19 protein-coding genes and 1 pseudogene are annotated in these 20,594 nt (G+C 52.1%); 12 read left to right on the plus strand and 8 right to left on the minus strand.

The genetic code is table 11. From position 1 onward, the window contains the following. From LQ945_RS04565 to LQ945_RS04575, 3 genes are all read right to left on the minus strand, one after another. On the minus strand, window positions 1-1,464 hold the full coding sequence (locus tag LQ945_RS04565) for an EmmdR/YeeO family multidrug/toxin efflux MATE transporter (RefSeq protein ID WP_270102365.1): 1,464 nt from the start codon (window positions 1,462-1,464) through the stop codon (window positions 1-3). Window positions 1,465-1,610: 146 nt separating this feature from the next. After that, window positions 1,611-1,973 carry a diacylglycerol kinase gene (locus LQ945_RS04570; RefSeq protein WP_262240664.1) on the minus strand — a complete coding sequence of 121 codons (363 nt, stop codon included), beginning with the start codon at window positions 1,971-1,973 and terminating at the stop codon, window positions 1,611-1,613. A gap of 229 nt (window positions 1,974-2,202) precedes the next feature. Then, complete coding sequence (locus LQ945_RS04575; protein ID WP_262240663.1) at window positions 2,203-3,327, minus strand: N-acetyltransferase; 1,125 nt, start codon at window positions 3,325-3,327, stop codon at window positions 2,203-2,205. A gap of 792 nt (window positions 3,328-4,119) precedes the next feature. Here LQ945_RS04575 and LQ945_RS04580 point away from each other — a divergent pair. Genes LQ945_RS04580 through spt form a run of 4 tightly spaced genes read left to right on the plus strand, consistent with a single transcriptional unit; the run spans window position 4,120 to window position 8,221 of the window. Then, a complete protein-coding gene (locus LQ945_RS04580) occupies window positions 4,120-5,859 on the plus strand; it encodes a fatty acyl-AMP ligase (protein WP_262240662.1) in 1,740 nt (579 codons plus the stop codon). Next, window positions 5,856-6,770: an NAD-dependent epimerase/dehydratase family protein gene (locus tag LQ945_RS04585; RefSeq protein ID WP_270102366.1), complete on the plus strand. Its 915-nt coding sequence runs from the start codon at window positions 5,856-5,858 to the stop codon at window positions 6,768-6,770. Before LQ945_RS04580 ends, LQ945_RS04585 begins: the two co-directional genes overlap by 4 nt. 31 nt (window positions 6,771-6,801) lie before the next feature. Beyond that, window positions 6,802-7,062 carry an acyl carrier protein gene (locus tag LQ945_RS04590; protein WP_020827632.1) on the plus strand — a complete coding sequence of 87 codons (261 nt, stop codon included), beginning with the start codon at window positions 6,802-6,804 and terminating at the stop codon, window positions 7,060-7,062. Further along, the gene (gene spt / locus LQ945_RS04595) at window positions 7,049-8,221 is read left to right on the plus strand and encodes a serine palmitoyltransferase (RefSeq protein ID WP_269933684.1); all 1,173 of its coding nucleotides are present in this window, start codon (window positions 7,049-7,051) and stop codon (window positions 8,219-8,221) included. Before LQ945_RS04590 ends, spt begins: the two co-directional genes overlap by 14 nt. A 127-nt stretch (window positions 8,222-8,348) precedes the next feature. Here spt and LQ945_RS04600 read toward each other — a convergent pair whose 3' ends face one another. Then, entirely contained in the window at window positions 8,349-9,080 is a 732-nt protein-coding gene (locus LQ945_RS04600) for an ATP-binding protein (RefSeq protein ID WP_044552291.1), read from the minus strand. Between the two features lie 373 nt (window positions 9,081-9,453). On the opposite strand from LQ945_RS04600, the gene LQ945_RS04605 reads away from it, so the two are divergent. From LQ945_RS04605 to lptG, 7 genes are all read left to right on the plus strand, one after another. Further along, a complete protein-coding gene (locus LQ945_RS04605) occupies window positions 9,454-10,164 on the plus strand; it encodes a hypothetical protein (RefSeq protein WP_420136123.1) in 711 nt (236 codons plus the stop codon). A gap of 30 nt (window positions 10,165-10,194) precedes the next feature. Continuing rightward, on the plus strand, window positions 10,195-10,950 hold the full coding sequence (locus LQ945_RS04610) for a hypothetical protein (RefSeq protein WP_270102367.1): 756 nt from the start codon (window positions 10,195-10,197) through the stop codon (window positions 10,948-10,950). Between the two features lie 446 nt (window positions 10,951-11,396). Then, the gene (locus LQ945_RS04615; protein ID WP_041415487.1) at window positions 11,397-12,734 is read left to right on the plus strand and encodes a lipopolysaccharide biosynthesis protein; all 1,338 of its coding nucleotides are present in this window, start codon (window positions 11,397-11,399) and stop codon (window positions 12,732-12,734) included. Then, on the plus strand, window positions 12,731-13,567 hold the full coding sequence (locus LQ945_RS04620; protein ID WP_081835859.1) for a hypothetical protein: 837 nt from the start codon (window positions 12,731-12,733) through the stop codon (window positions 13,565-13,567). The genes LQ945_RS04615 and LQ945_RS04620 overlap by 4 nt, the downstream gene beginning before the upstream one ends. 63 nt (window positions 13,568-13,630) lie before the next feature. After that, window positions 13,631-14,197 carry a YtfJ family protein gene (locus tag LQ945_RS04625; protein ID WP_270102368.1) on the plus strand — a complete coding sequence of 189 codons (567 nt, stop codon included), beginning with the start codon at window positions 13,631-13,633 and terminating at the stop codon, window positions 14,195-14,197. Window positions 14,198-14,267: 70 nt separating this feature from the next. Then, window positions 14,268-15,338: an LPS export ABC transporter permease LptF gene (gene lptF / locus LQ945_RS04630; RefSeq protein WP_270102369.1), complete on the plus strand. Its 1,071-nt coding sequence runs from the start codon at window positions 14,268-14,270 to the stop codon at window positions 15,336-15,338. Continuing rightward, entirely contained in the window at window positions 15,335-16,414 is a 1,080-nt protein-coding gene (lptG, locus tag LQ945_RS04635) for an LPS export ABC transporter permease LptG (RefSeq protein WP_270102370.1), read from the plus strand. Before lptF ends, lptG begins: the two co-directional genes overlap by 4 nt. Window positions 16,415-16,471: 57 nt before the next feature. Here the strand turns inward: lptG and LQ945_RS04640 are convergent, their stop codons facing one another. The 4 genes and pseudogenes from LQ945_RS04640 to LQ945_RS04650 all read right to left on the minus strand — a co-directional run bounded on the left by LQ945_RS04640 (window position 16,472) and on the right by LQ945_RS04650 (window position 19,428). After that, a complete protein-coding gene (locus tag LQ945_RS04640; RefSeq protein WP_122079764.1) occupies window positions 16,472-16,840 on the minus strand; it encodes a VasL domain-containing protein in 369 nt (122 codons plus the stop codon). Further along, window positions 16,809-17,104 (minus strand): annotated as a pseudogene (locus tag LQ945_RS24875) (hypothetical protein). The gene LQ945_RS04640 and the pseudogene LQ945_RS24875 overlap by 32 nt, the downstream one beginning before the upstream one ends. After that, the gene (locus tag LQ945_RS04645; RefSeq protein WP_270102371.1) at window positions 17,013-17,693 is read right to left on the minus strand and encodes a hypothetical protein; all 681 of its coding nucleotides are present in this window, start codon (window positions 17,691-17,693) and stop codon (window positions 17,013-17,015) included. The pseudogene LQ945_RS24875 and the gene LQ945_RS04645 overlap by 92 nt, the downstream one beginning before the upstream one ends. Window positions 17,694-18,225: 532 nt before the next feature. After that, entirely contained in the window at window positions 18,226-19,428 is a 1,203-nt protein-coding gene (locus LQ945_RS04650; protein WP_270102372.1) for an MFS transporter, read from the minus strand. Between the two features lie 226 nt (window positions 19,429-19,654). On the opposite strand from LQ945_RS04650, the gene LQ945_RS04655 reads away from it, so the two are divergent. After that, complete coding sequence (locus LQ945_RS04655) at window positions 19,655-20,569, plus strand: AraC family transcriptional regulator (protein WP_122080647.1); 915 nt, start codon at window positions 19,655-19,657, stop codon at window positions 20,567-20,569. The last annotated feature ends 25 nt before the right edge of the window (window positions 20,570-20,594 follow it).

Consider the following 20,594-nt stretch of genomic DNA (forward strand, 5'->3'; position numbering starts at 1 on the left):
TTACTCGCCGCTTTTTTCCGCCCGGATATTTTCCGCCAGCGCGTTCGATTTTATGCGCGGGTATTTCCACAGCCACCGTCCGCTGACCATACGCCAGTAGAACAAGACGCCGCGTACCGCCCAATCCATAAACATCCCCAACCAGACGCCGACCACGCCCATGCCCAACATGATGCCCAGCGTATAGCCGGCGACCACGCGGCAACCCCACATGCCCAGCATCGAAACCCACATCGCAAAACGGGCGTCGCGCGCGCCTTTCAAACCGGCGGGCAGCACCCATGAGGCCGCCCAGATAGGCATAAAGGCGGCATTGAGCCAGAGCAACACCTTTACCACCTCCTTCACGTCGTCTTGTTGGGTATAAAACGAGGCGAAGACCCCCGCCAGGGGCGCGGTACCCCAGGCAATCACCGTCAGCCCAATCGTTGCCAGCCAGAAAATGTGGCGCAATTGGCGCTCCGCCTGCGCTATTTCTCCTTTGCCCAGGCGTTTGCCTACAATAATGGTCGACGCCGACCCCAGGGCGTTGCCCGGCAGGTTAATCAGCGAAGCGACAGAAAAAGCGATGAAATTGCCGGCGATCACGTTGGTGCCCATGCCGGCGACAAACATTTGGGTCAATAACTTGCCGCCGTTGAACAACACCGACTCAATGCTGGCGGGAATACCTATCCCCAGTACTTCCCACAGGATGGTCAGCTTCAACGGGGTAAAGTAACTTTTCAGCGTGATGTGCAGCGCCGGATTAAAGCCGATCATCAGGACGTAAACGATCGCGATGGCACCAATATAGCGGGAAATGGTTAGCCCCAGCCCGGCACCGACAAACCCCAGCCCGTGCCAGCCCAGCATGCCGTAAATCAGTATGCTGCTGATGATGATATTCAGGATATTCATGCCGCCGTTGATCAACAGCGGGATTTTGGTGTTGCCGGCACCGCGCAGCGCCCCGCTGCCGATCAAGGCAATGGCGGCGGCGGGGTAGCTCCACACCGTGGTTTGCAGATAAGACAGCGCCAACGCCTTTACCTCCGGCGTGGCGGCACCGGCGATCACATCAATAATCTGCTCACCCGCCAAATGAATGCCGATCGCCAGCGCCAAGGCCACCAGGGTCATTAACACCAGCGACTGGCGTGCTGCCGCTCGCGCTCTTTTTCTGTCCCGCTTGCCGAGGCTGAAAGCCACCACCACCGTGGTGCCCAGATCCACCGCGGCAAAGAACGAGATGATCACCATGTTGAAGCTGTCCGCCAGCCCCACCCCGGCCATCGCCTCTTTGCCAATCCAGCTCACCAAAAAGGTGCTCAGCACCCCCATCAGCAGGACGCAGGCATTCTCCATAAAGATCGGCACCGCCAGCGGCGTGATCTCACGCCAAAACAGGACGCGATAGCTTTTGCGTTTAGGATACCAGGGCGTATTTTCCACGCGCTGGCGCAGGGCGGCGTATAAGTTCAAGATCGGCTCATGGCATAAAAGTGAAACAACATTTCAAATAATGAGCGACAGAACGTTATCCTGCAAAGAATATTTTGCTTCCTTGATGAGGGCAGCCGAAAGCTGGCGTTACTTCCGGAAAAATCTGGCTGCCCCGAGGGTATTAATCAGCCCAATAAGACCACCAGCCAAAGAATTATTGTCATCACCACCGCAACCAACTGTGCCGCGCCGCCCAAATCCTTGGCGCGCTTGGATAAGGGATGTATCTCCAGAGAAATGCGATCGACGACGCTCTCAATGGCAGTGTTAAGCAACTCAACAACCAGTAAAAGGAAGCTGCTGGCAATCAATAACAACCTTTCTACTTTTGTAATATCTAAAGTAAATGTAACAACCAGTAATATTACGTTAATAACCAGCAATTGGCGGAAAGCATCTTCGGTAAAAACGGCATCAGTAAGGCCCGCCAGTGAGTTTTTTATGCTACTTATTAAGCGATTTATTCCTTTTTTCTTTTCAAATGGCATGCATCTTACTCTTATAAAAATTCGGGTAATTCTTAACACCAACAAATAACGCGCAGTAACTTATAACGAAATTGGTTAATGAAATTAAATAATCACCCGTGTGACATTATTTTCCCGGCAACGTTGAATCGCAAACAGCCAAAAAGCAATTTTGGCCATAGGTATTCTCTGAGCGCAGCGCGCTTTGCATCCTGTTAAGGGCCGATAAATTCAGCGTCTTGCAGAGGGGTTAGAGTTGTTTTTCATATAGGCGATAACGCTTGTAAGGAACCGCGCCAATTCGCTCCAGGATGGTGCGCATGCCGGTATTCGATTCCAGTATCCAGGACATCTCTAGCGCATCAATACCGCGTTTCTCGAAGGGATCATGTAACGCTTCAATCAGCAATAGCGCAATAATCGGCCCTATTCGGCTGAATTGATACTCCTGGCGAACGCCCATCAGCGGCACCCTCGCGGTACGCACGCCGCTCACTTTCAAACGCCACAACAGCTTCGCCCAGCCAAAGGGAAATAAACTGCCGTTCAGATCGGCAATAGCCTCGTTGATATTGGGCAAACCGACGATGAAAGCGCAAGGCACTGAATCGACTTCGGCAATATAAATCATGTCATCAGGCACCAGGAACTTCAGCTGATCGCCCATGGTGGCAAACTCATGCTCGGTGAAAGGCACAAATCCCCAGTTATCCTGCCAGCCGGAATTGAAAATTTCGCGCAGCACCTGCATTTCCTCGCTAAACCTTTTGCGATTGAGGCGGCGCAGGGTGACCTTTTTACGCACCTGACTCATCATTTTTGCCAGGGAAGGCGAAAAATGCAGGTCCGTTCGCTTCATCCAATAGGCCAGCAAATCTATGCCTTGCGTATAGCCCTGGCGCTCCAGATTGGTAGCGTAGTAGGGTTTGGCGTGCGTCATCAGCGCCGACGGCGGAGTATCAAACCCCTCGACCAACAGGCCACTTTCCTGATTGATATTAAGACTGAAGGGACCGGTGATTTTTAATGCGCCCTTAGACCTCAGCCAGGCTTCTGCCGCGGCAAATAACGCACTAAAAACCGCCGGATCCTCGATGGCATCGATCATACCAAAGTGACCGGTATCCTCGCCGTAGCGTTCCCGGTGCAAAGCGTCAATTTGAGCGGTGATCCGCCCGACCACCTTCCCCTCTTTTTTGGCCACCCATGCCTGCCATTCTATGTGGTCAGTCCCAGGATTCTTCTTAGAGAGATGCTCTTCGCGCTCTAAATACAAAGGGTCAATCCAATTAGGATCGTCACGAAACAGGGAAGAAGGAAAAGCGATAAATGCCTTAAGATCACGCTTATCGAGGACTTGCTCAATATGAATCATAAATAACCTTACAATTTAGTGACATGCTCAAAAAAAGAACGTTATGACGCCAGTGATATTTTCTGAAATGAGATCGGCTCTCGGCTATGACTTATCCCTTTAAGAGATAAGAAAAATCAATTAATACCTATTATCCTGCAGGATGTTACCCGAGCAGAGTTTACACTGACACGTGCTGTTCTTTATCAAAAGTGATGCCAGACAGGGGCGTGAGTGATCTGAGCAAATTATGCTTTTTATTATTTCGTGCTATTTCCAGCAAAAGAAAACCAATCGTTTTTTAGTTTACTAATTCTGCTCTGGAGACGCATTGGCATATTTTAACATTAAATGCTTTTTCTATCCTTGGGGTTAAATGAGGCTTTCACTTTTGGCCATCTTCCGGATACTGTTTATGATATGTTTAAGTACGGAGATAGCCATGTGCAAGATCAGATCCTATGAATCTACGATTATTGCCTTCCGGAAATGTGCCGACAACAGGCACCCGGTGAAGGCTGTCGGGCAAAGGGCTGTGATATCTGGCGCCAACGATGGCAGCCCGTATATCCACAGTTCCTCAGCTATGGTCCTCACGTGAAAATAGGCTTGGTAATAATCTTAGGCTAATCCCTCACCTTTAGTTCAGAGTTGGCGCGGTGGTTATTAACCATTCGATATGCCATTTGTGGAATGAAAGAAAATGACTGAATAACAAATATATTCAAAACATTTTCATTGTAAAAACATTAACTCTCTCGCCAATCGTCGTTTATCTCTTTTGGTGATTTTTAATCTATGGCTAATTTGTATATGTCTGAAACAAGCTCCACTCATTCTCTTCCCATGCGTTATGCAGATTTCCCCACCCTGGTGGAGGCTTTAGATTATGCGGCGCAGGGCAGTACAGGAATGAACTTTTACGATCGTCGTAATCAGCTCGTGGCCGTACTGGAATATCGCACGCTAAAACAGCGGGCGATTGTGGGTGCGCGACGCCTGTTATCACTGAACCTCAACAAGGGCGATCGGGTTGCGCTTATTGCGGAAACCAGCGCCGGTTTCGTTGAGGCTTTTTTTGCCTGCCAATATGCCGGTTTGGTTGCCGTGCCCCTGGCGATCCCTATGGGTGTCGGGCAACGGGACTCCTATACCATCAAGCTTCAGGGCCTGATCAACAGCTGTAAACCTGCCGCCATTATCAGCAGTGAAGAGTGGGTACCGTTAATCAGTTCCGCCACCCTGGATGCACCGCCAACCCATATTCTCAGCGACGCAGATTTTAACGCTCTGCCCGAGCGGGATGTGGAGCTGCAGGCACCGTCGCCCGACGATATTGCTTATCTCCAATACACCTCGGGCAGCACTCGCTTTCCACGTGGGGTTATCATTACCCAGCGTGCGGTGATGTCCAACCTGCGCGTGATTAGCCATGACGGGATCAAACTGCGTGCGGGCGATCGCTGCGTTTCCTGGCTGCCCTTCTATCACGATATGGGCCTGGTCGGTTTCCTGCTTACCCCGGTGGCGACTCAACTGTCCGTTGACTATCTGCGGACGCAAGATTTTGCCATGCGTCCAATGCAATGGTTAAAACTGATCGCCAAAAATCGCGGCACCGTGTCCGTCGCACCGCCGTTTGGCTACGATTTATGCCTGCGCTACAGCAACAACAAAGAGATCACCGACCTGGATCTCTCCAGTTGGCGCGTAGCCGGCGTAGGGGCTGAACCTATTCCGTCAGATTTGCTTTCTCAGTTCGCTGAGCACTTCAGCCATCTTAACTTTGACCGCAAAGCGCTGATGCCCTGCTATGGTTTGGCCGAGAACACTCTGGCGGTCAGTTTTTATGACGAAACTTCCGGCACGCCGATCAACCAGGTCGACCGAGACATTTTGGAATACGAAGGTAAGGCGGTAGCGCCCGGCAAAAAAACGCGGGTCACATCGACCTTCGTCAATTGCGGCAAGCCACTGCCCGGTCACCGTATCGAAATTCGCAGCGAAACCGGACTCCCGTTGCCAGAGCGGCAGGTCGGCCGTATTTGTATCTCCGGCCCCAGCCTGATGAACGGTTATTTCCGCGACGATACGTCTCAGCAGCAAATCCAGGCAAGTGGCTGGATGGATACCGGTGACCTGGGCTATCTGCTGGATGGCTACCTGTACGTCACCGGCCGCAAGAAAGATTTGATCATCATTCGTGGCCGTAATATTTGGCCGCAGGATATTGAATATGTTGCGGAGTCCGAGCCGGAAATCCGCTCTGGTGACGCCATTGCCTTCGTGACCGAAGAGCACGGTGACGGCGCCAGAATTATTCTGCAAATCCAGTGCCGCGTGAGCGCAGAAGATCGTCGGGAGCAAATCGTCCACACTCTGAGCGCCCGAATTCAAAGCGAGTTCGGCATTGCGGTGGATATTGAGCTGTTGCCACCCCACAGCATTCCCCGCACCTCCTCGGGGAAACCTGCCCGTGCAGAGGCGAAAAAGCGTTGGCTGACCACCTCCATCTGCCCGCCGATGCAGCAACTGGCAGGCTTTGCGCAATGACAGGCACCGTAGCAGTCACTGGCGTAACCGGCTTCATTGGCCGACATATCGTTCAGAATCTGCTTTCGCGTGGTTTTACCGTGCGTGCCCTCACCCGGCGCGCAGGTCAAACCGCCCCCCCTAACCTGACCTGGGTTCAAGGGGCGCTGGAAGATCAGGACTCGCTCACCGAACTGGTTCGCGGCGCTGAGTTCGTGGTGCATTGTGCGGGCCAGGTTCGGGGAGGGACGGAAGAAACCTTCACCCGGTGTAATGTCAACGGCAGCCAACACCTGATGCAGGCAGCCCGACAAAGCGGCAGCTGCAAGCGTTTCCTGTTTATCTCTTCTCTTGCCGCTCGCCATCCTGAGCTGTCCTGGTATGCCAATTCCAAACATGTTGCTGAACAACGGCTAACCGCCATGGCTGCGGATATCTCACTGGGCATCTTTCGCCCCACCGCGGTTTACGGGCCCGGCGATAAAGAGCTTAAGCCGATATTTAGCTGGCTGCTGCGCGGCGTGCTTCCACGACTGGGCGCAGCGGAAGCAAAGCTGACGTTCCTCCATGTGAGCGATTTAGCCGAAGCCGTGAGCCAGTGGCTATTGGCCCCTGGCCCGCAGACGCAAACTTATGAACTTTGCGACGGGGTTGCCGGCGGTTATAGCTGGCAGCGGTTACGGGAAATAGGGACCACCGTGCGCAATGGCCCGGTGCGGCTGGTGGGGATCCCGCTGCCCCTGCTGAAAATTTTGGCCGACGGCAGCATGTTGCTGAGCCGCTTGACCAAGAAAGAACCGATGCTGACCCACAACAAAATACGGGAATTAACCTATCCGGACTGGTCTGCAAACAATCGAAGCCTGTCCGAGAATATTCATTGGGTCCCCAAGGTCAGTTTGAAGCGCGCACTGCGTGAAGGTTTATTTTAATTATCTACATTAGAGGTTTGCCAAAATTCTTATGCGAAATCGCGACGCTGTAATGAATTATATTCTGACTTGCCTGCAAGGTCTGGTCGAAGGCGGGTTAGAAATCAAACCTGATAGCGATCTCGTCAACGATCTTGGCCTGGAGTCCATCAGAGTCCTGGATCTGCTGATGATGTTAGAAGACGAATTCGATATTTCTATTCCTATCAATATATTGCTTGATGTCAGAACGCCAGAGCAGCTGCTTGACGCTCTACTCCCTCGCCTGGAGAAAACCAATGGGTCTTTATGATAAATTTTCGCGGCTTACCAACGATCGTAAGCAATTCCAGGCCGATGGCCTGAACCCCTTTGGCACCTGCATCGACGAGGTTTACTCGGCAACCGAAGGGCGTATTGGCAATCAGAAAATTGTTCTGGCGGGGACCAATAACTACCTGGGCCTGACCTTCGATGCGCAGGCTATTGCCGAGGGTCAGGCGGCCTTGGCCGCACAGGGCACCGGCACAACGGGCTCACGCATGGCGAACGGCAGCTACGGTTCCCACTTGCAGTTAGAGCAAGAGCTGATGGCCTTCTTTGATCGCCCTACCGCCATCGTCTTTTCCACCGGCTATACCGCGAACCTGGCGGTCATCAGTACTCTGGCAACCCCCGGCTCGGTCGTGCTGATCGACGCGGACAGCCACGCGAGTATTTATGATGCCTGCGCCCTGGGCGGCGCTGAAATCATTCGCTTCCGCCACAACGATGCCAAAGATCTGGAACGTCGCATGGTGCGCCTTGGCGAACGAGCCCGAGAGGCGATCATTATCGTCGAAGGCATTTACAGCATGCTGGGCGACGTGGCTCCGCTGGTTGAAATCGTCGACATCAAACGGCGGCTCGGCGGCTATTTGCTGGTAGACGAAGCTCATTCATTCGGCGTAATGGGTACTCACGGGCGGGGACTGGCTGAAGAGCTGGGCGTTGAGCAAGACGTTGATATTATTCTGGGCACGTTCAGTAAAAGCCTGGCCTCTATCGGCGGCTTTGCCGTGGGTGGCAAAGACATGGAAGTGCTGCGCTACAGCAGTCGCCCTTATATTTTTACCGCTTCGCCTTCGCCATCCAGTATCGCTTCGGTGCGCGCTTCTTTGAAAAAGATCGCGCAACATCCTGAGCTGCGGAAAAAACTCTGGAGCAACGCGCATCGGCTCTATCAGGGGCTGGCTAAGCTGGGCTACGAACTGGGGCCGCGCATCAGTCCGGTGGTGCCGGTGATGATTGGCTCAAAAGAAGAGGGTTTGCATTTTTGGCGCGACCTGATCGCCAAAGGTGTTTATGTCAATCTCGTGTTACCCCCGGCAGCGCCGGCCGGCATAACGCTCCTGCGATGCAGCGTTAACGCCGCGCACAGTGAAGAAGAGATTGATAAGATCATTGGCGCTTTTGCCGCGCTGAAAAAATAATGCCCTTCCCGCTGCCCATAAAACTCATGGGCAGTGTTCCAATCGATAACTCTCTTCACCTTGCCTGCCAGTGCCGAAAAGTTATCGGCACTGGAATCAAACTTTCTGACGGCAAGAACTGAAGTAATCAGTGGGTCGCTACCGATTCGCCTTCGACAACAAAGCTATATCCCTGCGCTTGCATAAATTCCGCGACGGCTTTTTCAGCGGCGGATAACACTTCATCCAGCGGTTTATTGGCATCGACATCCGCAATTTCCGCACCTTCAAAAGTGAGCAGTGGCGTAACGGCAATCTTTTTGGCTAATGCTTCTTTACGATGATCGGGTTTACGTGCGCAGGCAACGTCCAGATCCACATTCAGCTTGATCACCAGGTCCGGCTTATTATCCGCCATCCATTGAAAAGCTTTGCGTTCGCGCCCCGCCAACCATCTGACAAAATGGCTGCCCTGGGTATTTTCGGGAAAAACGGTGCCATCATAAGCGCCGGGGATTTGTACCTGCGGGAAACGATCGGTTAATACGATCAGGCCTTGCCGACGAAAAGCCAACATGCGACGAAAACGCAACAGCCGACGCAAAACGAAAGTGATAATGACCAGACCCGGCAACAACCCCACCCTGGACTTTTTGGATTTCACTTTTTTAGTATTGCGTTCGATGGCCTTGCCAACAGAATTGCCCATCAGCGGAAGTTGCGAAACCGCACGCCCGACATTTCCTGCCTGCTTACCCAGATGCACCTTCACTGCGGGACCGTATTTTTTCACATACTCAATGAGATATTCACAAACGGTAGACTTACCCGAGCCATCGCTGCCAATTACCGCAATAAGCGGCGGGAGTTTTGAATGCATAATAAGATTCTCTTCTAAGACACCTGTAAAAATGTACCATTTCGAAAACAAAAAGTCGCTTAATGACGTTATCAATGCCATGAGGAGTAAATATTGCCAACCCCAGACCAAAGCACACAAAAGATTAAGAAAACAATGAGGAAATCTGTTCCATTACCCGGTACCGCAACGCCTAATTAGCATTAAGAGCTATAAGAACAATCGCAGCCGTGGTTAGCACAAAAAAACAAGACGGATTTACCAAAACATAATCATCAATAATAAACAAATTTGATTACCACTGAGATAATACGCAATAAATATCTTGAACCCAAGGCTGGTTATAATACAATAGTTTCTTTGATTTGGACCAATTATTGTGAGTCAACAGACCATGCCCATTGCTAATCATCCCCCCGTACGCGTAATTGCAATAACGGGTTGTGATGGCTCGGGAAAATCAACTTTGGCTGCCAGTCTGGTCAATCATCTCTCATCGCAAGAACCGACGGAATTACTTTATCTCGGCCAGTCTTCAGGGCGTATTGGGGAATGGATCAGCAACTTGCCTATTATTGGCGCGCCCTTCGGTCGTTATTTACTGGCGAAGTCCGATCGCGTTCATGAACATCCTTCAACACCGCCGGGCAACCTGACCACGCTGGTGATCTTTTTGTTGTCATATTGGCGAGTTTATAAGTTTCGCCGAATGCTGGCGAAAAGCCGCAAAGGACAATTGCTGGTCACCGATCGTTATCCGCAAGCGGAAGTGGCGGGTTTTCGTTTCGACGGGCCGCAGCTGGCAAAAACGGATGGCGGAAATCGCTGGGTACGCTGGTTGAGAAAACATGAGCAAAGGCTGTATCAGTGGATGGCATCATATCCGCCTTTCTTATTGATTCGTCTCGATATTGATGAGGAAACCGCATTCTCGCGCAAGCCCGATCACAAGCTTTCTGCGCTGCGCGAAAAGATTGCCGTCATTCCGCATCTTACTTTTAACGGCGCAAACATTCTGGATTTAGATGGGCGAGAGCCGGCGAGTAAAATTCTCGATGAATCGCTGCGAGCCATTCGAACCTCCCTGGCGACACCCGAGGTTTAGTCTGCCGATAACTTATTAATACTGAAAAAAATGCAAACAGATAAATCAAATACCGCCAGCGATCCCACATCGACCGTTATTACCGGCCTGATTGCGGTCGTGGGCAGTGACGGCACGGGGAAATCCACGCTTACCACTGACCTGGTCAAAAACCTGCAAAAATACCGGGCAACGGAACGGCGTTATTTAGGACTGATCTCCGGTGAAGATGGCGACAAAATTAAGCGCCTGCCGGTTATTGGTGTCTGGCTTGAACGCCGTCTGGCCGCCAAGTCCGACAAAACTCAGCGCATGAGCAATAAGCCGCCGGCACTTTGGGCAGCCCTGATTATGTATGGTTTTTCAGTGTGGCGTGCGGCCAATTTACGCAAAGTACAACGTCTGGCACAAAGCGGCGTGCTGGTGATCAGCGATCGTTTCCCGCAGGCCGAGATTTCCGGTTTTTACTATGACGGTCCGGGCATTGGCGTGGAGCGGGCAAAGGGCTGGTTAATGACTCGCTTGGCGGCACGCGAAAAACGTTTATATCAATCAATGGCCTTATACCGCCCTGAACTTATCATTCGCCTCGATATTGATGTCGATACCGCCTTTTCACGTAAGCCCGATCACAGCTACGAAGAACTGAAGGACAAAATATCTGCCATGGTTCGGCTGCAATATAATGGTTCCAGAATTATAGAGTTGGATGCTAAAGCGCCTTACGATGAAGTACTGGAAAAAGCGCTGAATGCAATATCCTCCGTTGCTATGATCCCTTCGCGTCCCCAGGCTTCTCTCGGATAGCGAGTTCATTCATCTACAGACATGTCAATAATATCGTTCACTATTAAGATTCAGGGATAAACAACGCTAATGTTTATTACCCAAAAATTAGGAAATCGCACTTTTTGATCATGTTTTAAAATGAATATCAGCACGGAAAGCATGACCAAACAGCATTGAATGGTAAAAACATTTCAGCCTGGAAAAGTATTATTGGAGATATTTTCATGATTATATTTCAGGTGTGAAAGTTTTTACCGGAGCCTGTCGCTCGCAATGTAAAATAGGGATTGAGCCGCTATCAATCCTGGTGAGAGTATCGCCAGGCAAAACGGGCGATTCTTTACTTTTCACTCCATGAACGGATGCCTATCCCTGAATTTCGTCGCACAGGATAGGTATGCAAGGCCAGCTTATGTCCGCTGAGCTATTGATAACCTGAAGTGGTCAGTATGGCTGGTTTTACCATGAAGCATTGGTTTTCCGATGGAGCCTTTCGTTCCATCCTACGTAACGCCGCTTATTTAGGTTCCGGCAGTGTCGCCAGCGCCTTGCTCGGGTTGCTTGCGCTTTCTTGCGCCGGTAAAGGTATGTCGCCCGAAATGTTCGGGGTTCTGGTTGTTATTCAAGCCTATACCAAAGCCGTCAGCGACTTTATCAAGTTTCAGACGTGGCAATTCGTTGTTCAATTTGGGACTCCGGCGCTGGAACGCCAAAACATTCAACGCTTTCGTGACGTCATTTCATTTTCGTTCGGTCTGGATATCGCCAGCGGCACCATTGCTGTCCTGGGCGGCATGTTGCTGCTCCCTTTCCTTTCGCATGCCTTAGGGTTGGATACGGAAAGTTTCTGGCTCGCGATCCTTTACTGCACCTTAATTCCATCGATGACGTCATCCACCCCTACGGGAATTTTACGCGCGTTTGACCGCTTCGATCTGATTGCCGTTCAGCAAGCCATCAAGCCCTTCCTGCAGGCCGTCGGCAGCGTCCTGTCCTATTATTTTGATTGGGGATTTCCAGGATTCATCGTCACGTGGTATGCCTCCAACCTGATCGGCGGCACGCTATTTTGGTGGTTCGCCGCGCGTGAACTGCACCGCAGGGATATCCATAACGCATTGAAACCACGGCTATTCAAGACCGCTCGTCGTATCGAAGGCGCCTGGAATTTCGTCTGGACCACCAATTTTGCCCATACTATTTGGGCTACCCGTAACTCGTGCAGCACGGTGTTGGTCGGCGTCGTTTTGGGCCCGGCCGCCGCCGGGCTGTTCAAAATCGCGATGACCTTCTTTGACGCCACGGGGACCCCGGCCAAGCTGCTGGAAAAAAGCTTCTACCCTGAGATCATGCGTCTGGATCCCCGTACCAGCAAACCCTGGATGCTGGGCCTCAGATCGGCGTTGTTGGCTGGCGGCATAGGCCTTGCCGTGGCGTTGCTGGTCATCGTCGTAGGTAAGCCATTAATTTCCTTTGTGTTCGGTCAGCAGTATTTGCAAGCCTATGATTTAATCCAAATCATGCTGGGCGCCATTATCGTTTCCATGCTGGGTTTCCCGCAGGAATCCTTATTGTTCATGGCGGGCAAACAGCGTGCTTTCTTGATTGTGCAGACTTTTTCTGCGGTCGCCTATATAGCGCTGCTGGTGGGCATGTCTCATCTGTTTGGTGTGCAGGGTGCGGCCTTCGCTTATTTGGCAGGCCAATGTTTGGACGTTTTATTGACGCTCATACCGACGATAGGCGCTTACCGTAATCGCTATTTACTGGGATTCAACGTATCCAGAGAGAGTAATCAATGATGAATAGCAGCAACGGGAAAAAATTCTCTGCTGAAACTACGCAGTTACTGTTTATTGCCGTAGAGACGGATGACATTGTTGATGCAAATATCAGTTTGCCACAACATATTGATTTGCAATGCTCATATGAGAGCATTCAGGATAATTACGCCCTGTGCCTGCAGTTTTGGCAGGACGGTTTTACCCGGCGAGAACTCCTGGGCTTAGTGAATGATTTTCTTAAAGATTCAGACTTACCCGCCGCGACGCGCATGCGCTACAAATATATTCGCGCGCGCTATAAACATTTACGCTTTGCCCAGCGTCTTTACAGCAAAAAGCACAGTGCCGGCCGCCTTTTTCACACCACCACCGTGGTGCTCGGCCATTTTCAGGATGCGTTTCGCAATGGCAACCAACAGAACCTGAAATTCTACGGCAATCTTCTTCGGCTGCTGCTGAGCAGGCCGGTCTGGTCGCTGGTGAATTACGCTTTGCAGCATATCCAATTAGAAACCGAGAGTGATTTTATTGCCTACCGTCAGGAGCAAATGCGCTCACTCCAGGAGCTGATTGTGAATCCAGAGCTCACGGGAAAGCAGTTCCACGACGTGCGGAAAATCGTCAGCCAGCAGGTCTCGTTCTATGACACGCTAAGATCGATAGATCCAGGCAACCGCGAGGCTCTGCAGATCTCCAGATTCCTGGCCGCGATTAACGGGCTAATGGGCGATCGTCATGATGTGATGGTGGCGGACAAGCTGGCTGGGGGGAAATCCTATGACCAACCCACCATGCTGGATGTCGATATCCGCCAACGCCTGGAGTTACTTCTTGAGCGCTATCCTATGTAGCTGTCACTCGGGGGAGATAGCCGCTCCCCCGGCCGCAGCCACTGATAAATTATGGTTATGTTCATGATGCTACGCGGATTACTGCCCTTGTCACTGCTGCTGTTGCCACTGATGGCATCAGCGCATAATTTTGTTCAGGGTAAGCCTGTCGTATCGGTTGCCATCGCCGATCGGGGTGAGTTGCTGCTGGAAAATGGCACTTTCAGCTATAAGCAATGGGACAGTGCAGAACTGGCAGGGAAAGTGCGGGTCATCCAGTGCATCGCCGGTCGCACCTCGGCCAAAAAGAAGAACTCGATGCTGATTACCGCCGTCAAAGAGGCGAACTTTCCAAACGACCGTTTTCAGCCCACCACCATCGTCAATACTGACGATGCGATCCCCGGCAGCGGTTTTTTCGTCCGCGGCAAAATTGAGAAAAACAAAAGGCATTATCCCTGGGCGCAATTTATCGTCGATAGCGACGGGTTGGTGCGTCAAGCCTGGCAACTGCCAGAAGAGAGTTCAACCATTTTGGTGCTGGATAAACAAGGCCGCGTCCAATGGGCAAAAGACGGTGCTCTGACCCCTGATGAGGTTAACCAGGTCATCGCCCTGCTGCAAAAGCTGATTAACCATGATCAATCATGATGAAACACAGGCTGAAAGCCGGTCTTCCTCTGCAAAACATGCGTTTGATAATAAGGGACGTCTATAACTTATGGTGTTGATTGAGCGCTATATCATGGTTGAAATCCGCCGATTGGTGATGATCATCGTGGGTTTTCTGATTTTCATGTTTGCCAGTTATTCGGCCCAGCGCTATCTCACCGAGGCCGCCAACGGGACACTGGCGCTGCACATCGTATTCGACGTTGTCTGCTATAAAATATTGATTGCCCTGGAAATGCTGCTACCGGTAGGCCTGTATGTTTCCGTCGCCGTGGCGCTGGGGCAGCTCTACAGCGATTCCGAAATCACCGCCATTCACGCCTCAGGCGCCAGCCCATGGCGGCTGTACAAAGCGGTGTTGGTGCTCGCCATTCCGCTGGCCCTGTTTGTCACCCTTTTGTCCCTGTATGGCAGACCTTGGGCGTACGGCAACATTTATCAGTTGGAACGCCAGTCGCAATCGGTGCTGGATGTCAGCCATCTGCAGGCAAACAAGTTTAACATTAACGGCAGCGGCCGAATGATCATGGCCTCGCGCATTGACCCGACCTCAAACCACCTGACGGATGCACTGATTTATTCACGCTCGGCCAATAATACCAGCCTCTATCGGGCTCATTCCGTCGAGGTCATAGATCCTTCGCCCTCAAGCCCCTCCGTGATACTGAAAACGGGCACGGCCTACGTGCTGGAGCGCAAAGGGACCGATGACAACATGCAGAATTACAATAACTTCAAGATATCACTGAAGCCCTTTATCGAAAGCCTGGAAGTGAAGCGCAAATCAGCTTCCCTGGGGGAATTGTCACGCTCATCGGATCCCGCAGACCGGGCGGAATTGCAATGGCGAGAAAGCCGCGGCGTCACGACCCTGCTGATGGTGCTATTGGCGATCCCCTTTAGCCGCATCAAACCTCGTCAGGGACGTTATGCCACCTTGCTGCCCCTGACCCTGCTGTTTACCGCCATTTTTTATGGCGGAAATATCTGTCGGACATTGGTCGCTAACGGAACCCTCCCAACCACGCCGGGCGTCTGGCTGGTGCCGATGCTGATGCTGGCCGGGATGCTAATCCTGATCGCCCGCGATTTTTCCCTGCTGCGGAAGCCCTTCCGATGAACATTTTCAGCCGTTATTTGATCCGTAATCTGTTTATCGGGTTTGCCGCCGCGGCCGGATTGTTAATCCCCTTGTTTACCACCTTTAATCTGATCAACGAGCTCGAGGACGTCACCCCTAACGGCTACCATTGGAACCAGGCATTACTGGTAGTGTTAATGACATTACCCCGAAGCCTGGTGGATCTCGGCCCCTTTATCGCGCTGCTTGGCGGCATCATCGGGCTTGGCCAGATGTCTAAAAGCCTTGAATTAACGGCAATCCGCACCGCCGGTTTTTCAATTTTCCGCATTGCTATGGTCACACTCTACGCCGGCCTGTTTATCAACCTGTCGTTAGGCGCACTCGATGAGTGGGTAGCTTCCCCTCTGCAGCAACGCGCATTGCAGCTTAAAGACGGCGCCCTGGCAAAAACCGGTAATGCCACGGATGCGGGGAACGCCCTGTGGGCGCGAAAGGGCAATGAATTTGTTACCGTGAAATCTCTGGACGAGCATAGCCAACCCGTCGGAATTGAGATTTTCCGCTACCAAGACGACCTGTCGCTGGAGTCCTATGTGTATGCGGAGACGGCCACCACGGCCGATAACGGACTGTGGACGCTACATAAAGTTATGCAAAAAAAATGGGACAACAAAAAAGAGAGCGTACAAACCCAGGATACTTTGCTCTGGCAATCCCTTTTTGCCGGAATGAACCTGAAAGGGCTGACCTTGCCTGCCGACAGCTTCTCCATCAAACAGTTGAAGCAGTACATCACCTACCTGCAAAGTTCGCAGCAACCCAGCACCGAGTATCGGATCGCGTTATGGCAAAAATTGGGCCGCCCCCTGTTGGTGCTGGCGATGATTTTATTGGCCATCCCCTTCACCTTCAGTATTCCTCGCGCCCCCGGGCTAGGCAGCCGTTTAGCCGTAGGGGTGATCGTGGGGTTGCTCACCTACATTATCTACCAGATTATCCTCAACCTCGGGCTGCTGTTTTCGCTTAATGTCCCACTCACGACGCTGGTCCCACCGCTGTTGCTGTTACTAGTCGCTTTAGCCTTGGTTTACCGCTTCGATAAACAACACTAGGGCCTGTCCCTCAGTCCACCTTAAACCTGGCTTGTATCAGACGACTGCAACCAGAGTTTAAGGTTGCTCTAACGATGAATATCTAAGCTGAAGGCCGCTGAAGTGCCGTTGGATCTGTTGCTGTGTGGCCAGTGCTGCGTTGCCTTGTTGAGTTTGCAGAACGCGCAGTTGCTCCTCGAGCGGCACGGTATTACGGAAGTTGTTCATCATTTCGTACACGCTCGATTTCAGCTCGCTGACGGTAATGTATTTACCTTTTTGACCATCGAGTGAGTTCAGCCGGTCGGCCAGTCCTTGAAGCTGTTGCATGCCATCATGCCAGCCTGTCAGAGAACGATCAGAGAGTCCGTACGCTGCAACTCGTTGTTGCCACTGCTTATTCATTTCTGCCACTTCAGGGCGATCGGGCCACATCGACGATGTCATGAGGGGAAAATTCAAATTCGTTCTGGCAGATTAAGTATTCATCCACCAGCGTGGTTTGCAATAGTATCGGGTCGTCGGTATTGATGGTCGTGATGACCCCGGCGTCCCGCAGCCGGGATAGGCGCCAAGTTTGATGTTCGAGGTTAGGCATACGCCGATAGGGATACGCCGTTCAGCCAATAATTCCACGACAGCCGGGTCGTCTATCGCCCGAACGCCGTGATCGATGCGATCGGCCCCCAATAGCAAGATGGCCTCGCGCATGCCCTCTGCGCCGCTCGACTCTCCGGCATGCACGGTTCGCTTCAACCCGGCCCGGCCGGGCGAAAGCCTGCGCGAAACGCGCACCGCTGCCTTTGGTGACGGCCTCATTGCCATCGACGGACAGCGCGACCACTCTGGGATGCCGCAGCACGGTTAAAAAATCCACCAGCTCACTCGCCTCGGCGGCCGTTTGCTGGCGGAGCAAACTGACGCATAGCCAAACGGACGCCAATCCATCCTCTTCGGCCGCGCGCAAACCGGCGTCAATCGCGTCGATCATCTCACCGAGCCTGCCGCGCCACGCTTTCCAATGGGTCGGATTGAAAATAAGATCGGCGTACAGCCCACCATTCTGCGACAGCCGTTGCGCATAGGAGTAGCTTAACTGGGCACGGCGCTCACGGCTGCTCACCAGGCCGCAGGACCAGTCGAGGAACGCGAGAAAATCGGCAAGCCCGTTAAAATTCAACAGCGCGTCCTGCTTTCTGGACATGGAGATCCCCGAGGATAACGCCCAGACCGCGAGCTGTTCCGGATCAAAACAGCCCTCCAGATGCACATGCACTTCCGCCTTCGGCAGAGAAACCATCTGCGCTCGGGAGAGCCTGGTTTGGTTTACATTCCATTCCAAAAAATGGTTCTCAATGGTTATTTATGGAGGCCAACGAGCCAAGCTTTCGAGAACCGTGAGTGACGGAATCGGTGCTAAAGCTCCGTTGAAGGGGGAGTGAATGCGGTAAAAAACGCGGTGAAACGGGGGAATGATTTAGGGTAAGCATCGCAATATGTTAATCCTGTAATGAGTTAGACGGCTGACCATCTTAGAATTCATCAACAGGCCAGCAACCTATGCGTGAGGCTACCGGCGAAGGCGGACAATAGCTCTCTTCACCGAAGCCGGCACAGCATCACCCCATCCTCATTGCAACGCCGGTATCCGTGGGCGCCAGCAAAAACCGTTGGGGCCGTTCTCTTACCTGAACATATGTAGAACATGTGCGTGTCAAAAACAGATTGCTCGCTGGGTCGCCGTTATTATGCGGCAATCGCCAACAATCATCGTCTAAACACGCCACCAAGCCTATGGAAAGCCAGGGAACTTTGTAAAGCCATTCCCCCCATCACGCCTTTCTCAGCAACAGCGCCCACAGCGCCAGCACGGCAAAGGCGATGTATATAGCCATAAAAAGGACAATGGCGGCAAACAAGGCGCTCACTACCCCTATTTTATCCGCCAGCCAACCTGCGGCCGGCGGCATGATATTGAACAAATAGACGATAAAGTAAAACTTCGACACCGCGTTCCCCCCAGGCGCCACAAGCGAGAGCTTATTGACCAGGATAGCGCCGCCCACAAAAACCGCGCCGTACGAGAAGCCGGACAGCGCCAGACTCACCGCCGCGCTGGCCACAGAACCGCTCTCGAGCGCCATGGTCATCATGACCATGGAGAAAACCTGCGCAATCAGCCCTAGCACCAATGAAAACTCAGGCTTCAGAAAACGCGGGATCGTGAACTGCACCACGCCGGCCACCAGCAAATAACCGGTGGCGATATAGCCAAAGCCCGCGGGTGACTGGAGCCCGAAGACCTGGATCGCGGCCGTCGGCCCCAACGACAGGATCAGTGCAGCGTATGACCAGGAGATAAACACGCACAGCGCAAGCAGATAGAACAGTGGTTGGCTAAAACCGGCGCTCTTTTCAGGCGTTTTCGTGTCCGCAACGCCGAGGGCTGGCAATCCCTTCTGCGGCCAAAGCAGAACGATGGCGATCGCGGAAAGGAAAACTAACGCGGCGATAGTCACCGCCGGCGAAGTGAGCGGGTAAAAAGCCAGCTGAGCGTAAATGCTGCTGATAACCGGCCCCAGCGCCAGGCCGGTCACCAAAGCCAAACTGCCCAGCAGAGCGGCGCGTTTGGCGCTATCGCCGCGACTGAAGTTGATCAACAAGATGTTGATGATGGCCGTGGCCGTACCGGCCCCCAAGCCGGAAATAAATCTGAACAGGCACAGCGCCTGCAAAGAACGAGCAAAGGAAAAGCACAGCGTTGGCACCACCACCACCATCAGCGAAACCACCACCAGCAACCGGGCATTTTTATCGGTGATGGTGAGCCTGCGTGATAAAAACAAGGCCAGCAATACGCCAAACCCATAGGAAGAGAAAATGAAGGTCAGGTCGATATTACTCAGGGCAAAGGTTTCTTGATATAAGGGATATAACGGCGTGGGAGAGCCGCTGTTCAACAAGATAAAAAATAAAGCGATCGTCAACGCCGCTAATATGCTCACCTGGCTGCGGTTTGTCTGCTCAGAAGTCATTATGCCACCATTTTGGAAAATACCGATCGTAGCACCCGACCGGATCGCAAACTTTCGCGTTTGCACTTTTTTCTTTATCGTTCGGACAGGACGGCGGGATAGCCTGTACACCGGCTGCCACCTCGCCCATAATGAGTTCGCCTCACCGCACTGCCGGGGGCAATGTATAACCTTGGCAAAATAGCGACTATGCTCAACAGTAAACGCATAAGACAAGCAGGTAATAATGGATCCATTATCCGATATTGTTTCCAGGTTAAAAATCAGCAGCCAAAAAATTGTCACGTTTGACATGACTACCAATACCAAAGCGCTGTTTCCAGGCTATTCCGGAATGAAGATCTATATCGCCAAGAGTGGATCTTTTTTCATTAAAATGGCAGACGATGCAACCGCTTATCCGGTTGCGCAAGGTGATGTGCTAATCTTATCCAGCGGACGTGAATTCAGCATTTTTGATAACCCTAACGCGCCGGCCATCGATATAAGAAAAATTCACGTGATGAAAGACAGATCGTCCTGCTTTACCAACGGCGGATGTGATTTCTCATTTGTAGGCTGTCGATTTGTATTTCAAATCAATGATACATTCCGTTTTATCACCAGCCTTCCCGAACCCATTGTGATCAATACGCAACGAGAAGAAAACGAAGGCATTAAGGATTTTTTGAGCCGGCTCTCATCGGAGATTGAAAAACCGGGCCCGGGCAGTGAACTTATCACTGAGCATCTTCTGCAGATCATTTTGACGCAGGCGCTGAGAGTACTGCTGTCTTCCGGCGCGCTTGGCCGTGGCGAAGGCTGGTTTTACGCGATGGCGGACAAAAATATCGGCCTGGCGCTGACCAGCATACATGATCAGCCGGGAAGGAAATGGCGTCTGGACGAGCTAGCCAGCGTTGCCGGCATGTCGCGCACCGCCTTCACCACCCGGTTCAGAAAGCTGGCTGGCTACAGCGTTAACGAATACATTCGCATCTGGCGTTTTAGCCTGGCCATCGAGCGGATGGTCGCCAATAAAGAAAAAATATCCCAGATCGCTTTTGACCTGGGATATGAATCGGAAAGCGCCTTCAGCACCGCGTTCAAGAAAAGCATGGGCGCGTCGCCAAGGACTTATATCGGCAGCCATACCCCCTGAAGCTACCAAAGGGGGCACGTCCCTG

It is taken from the genome of Serratia liquefaciens (genome assembly GCF_027594825.1).
Lineage (GTDB): Bacteria > Pseudomonadota > Gammaproteobacteria > Enterobacterales > Enterobacteriaceae > Serratia > Serratia liquefaciens_A.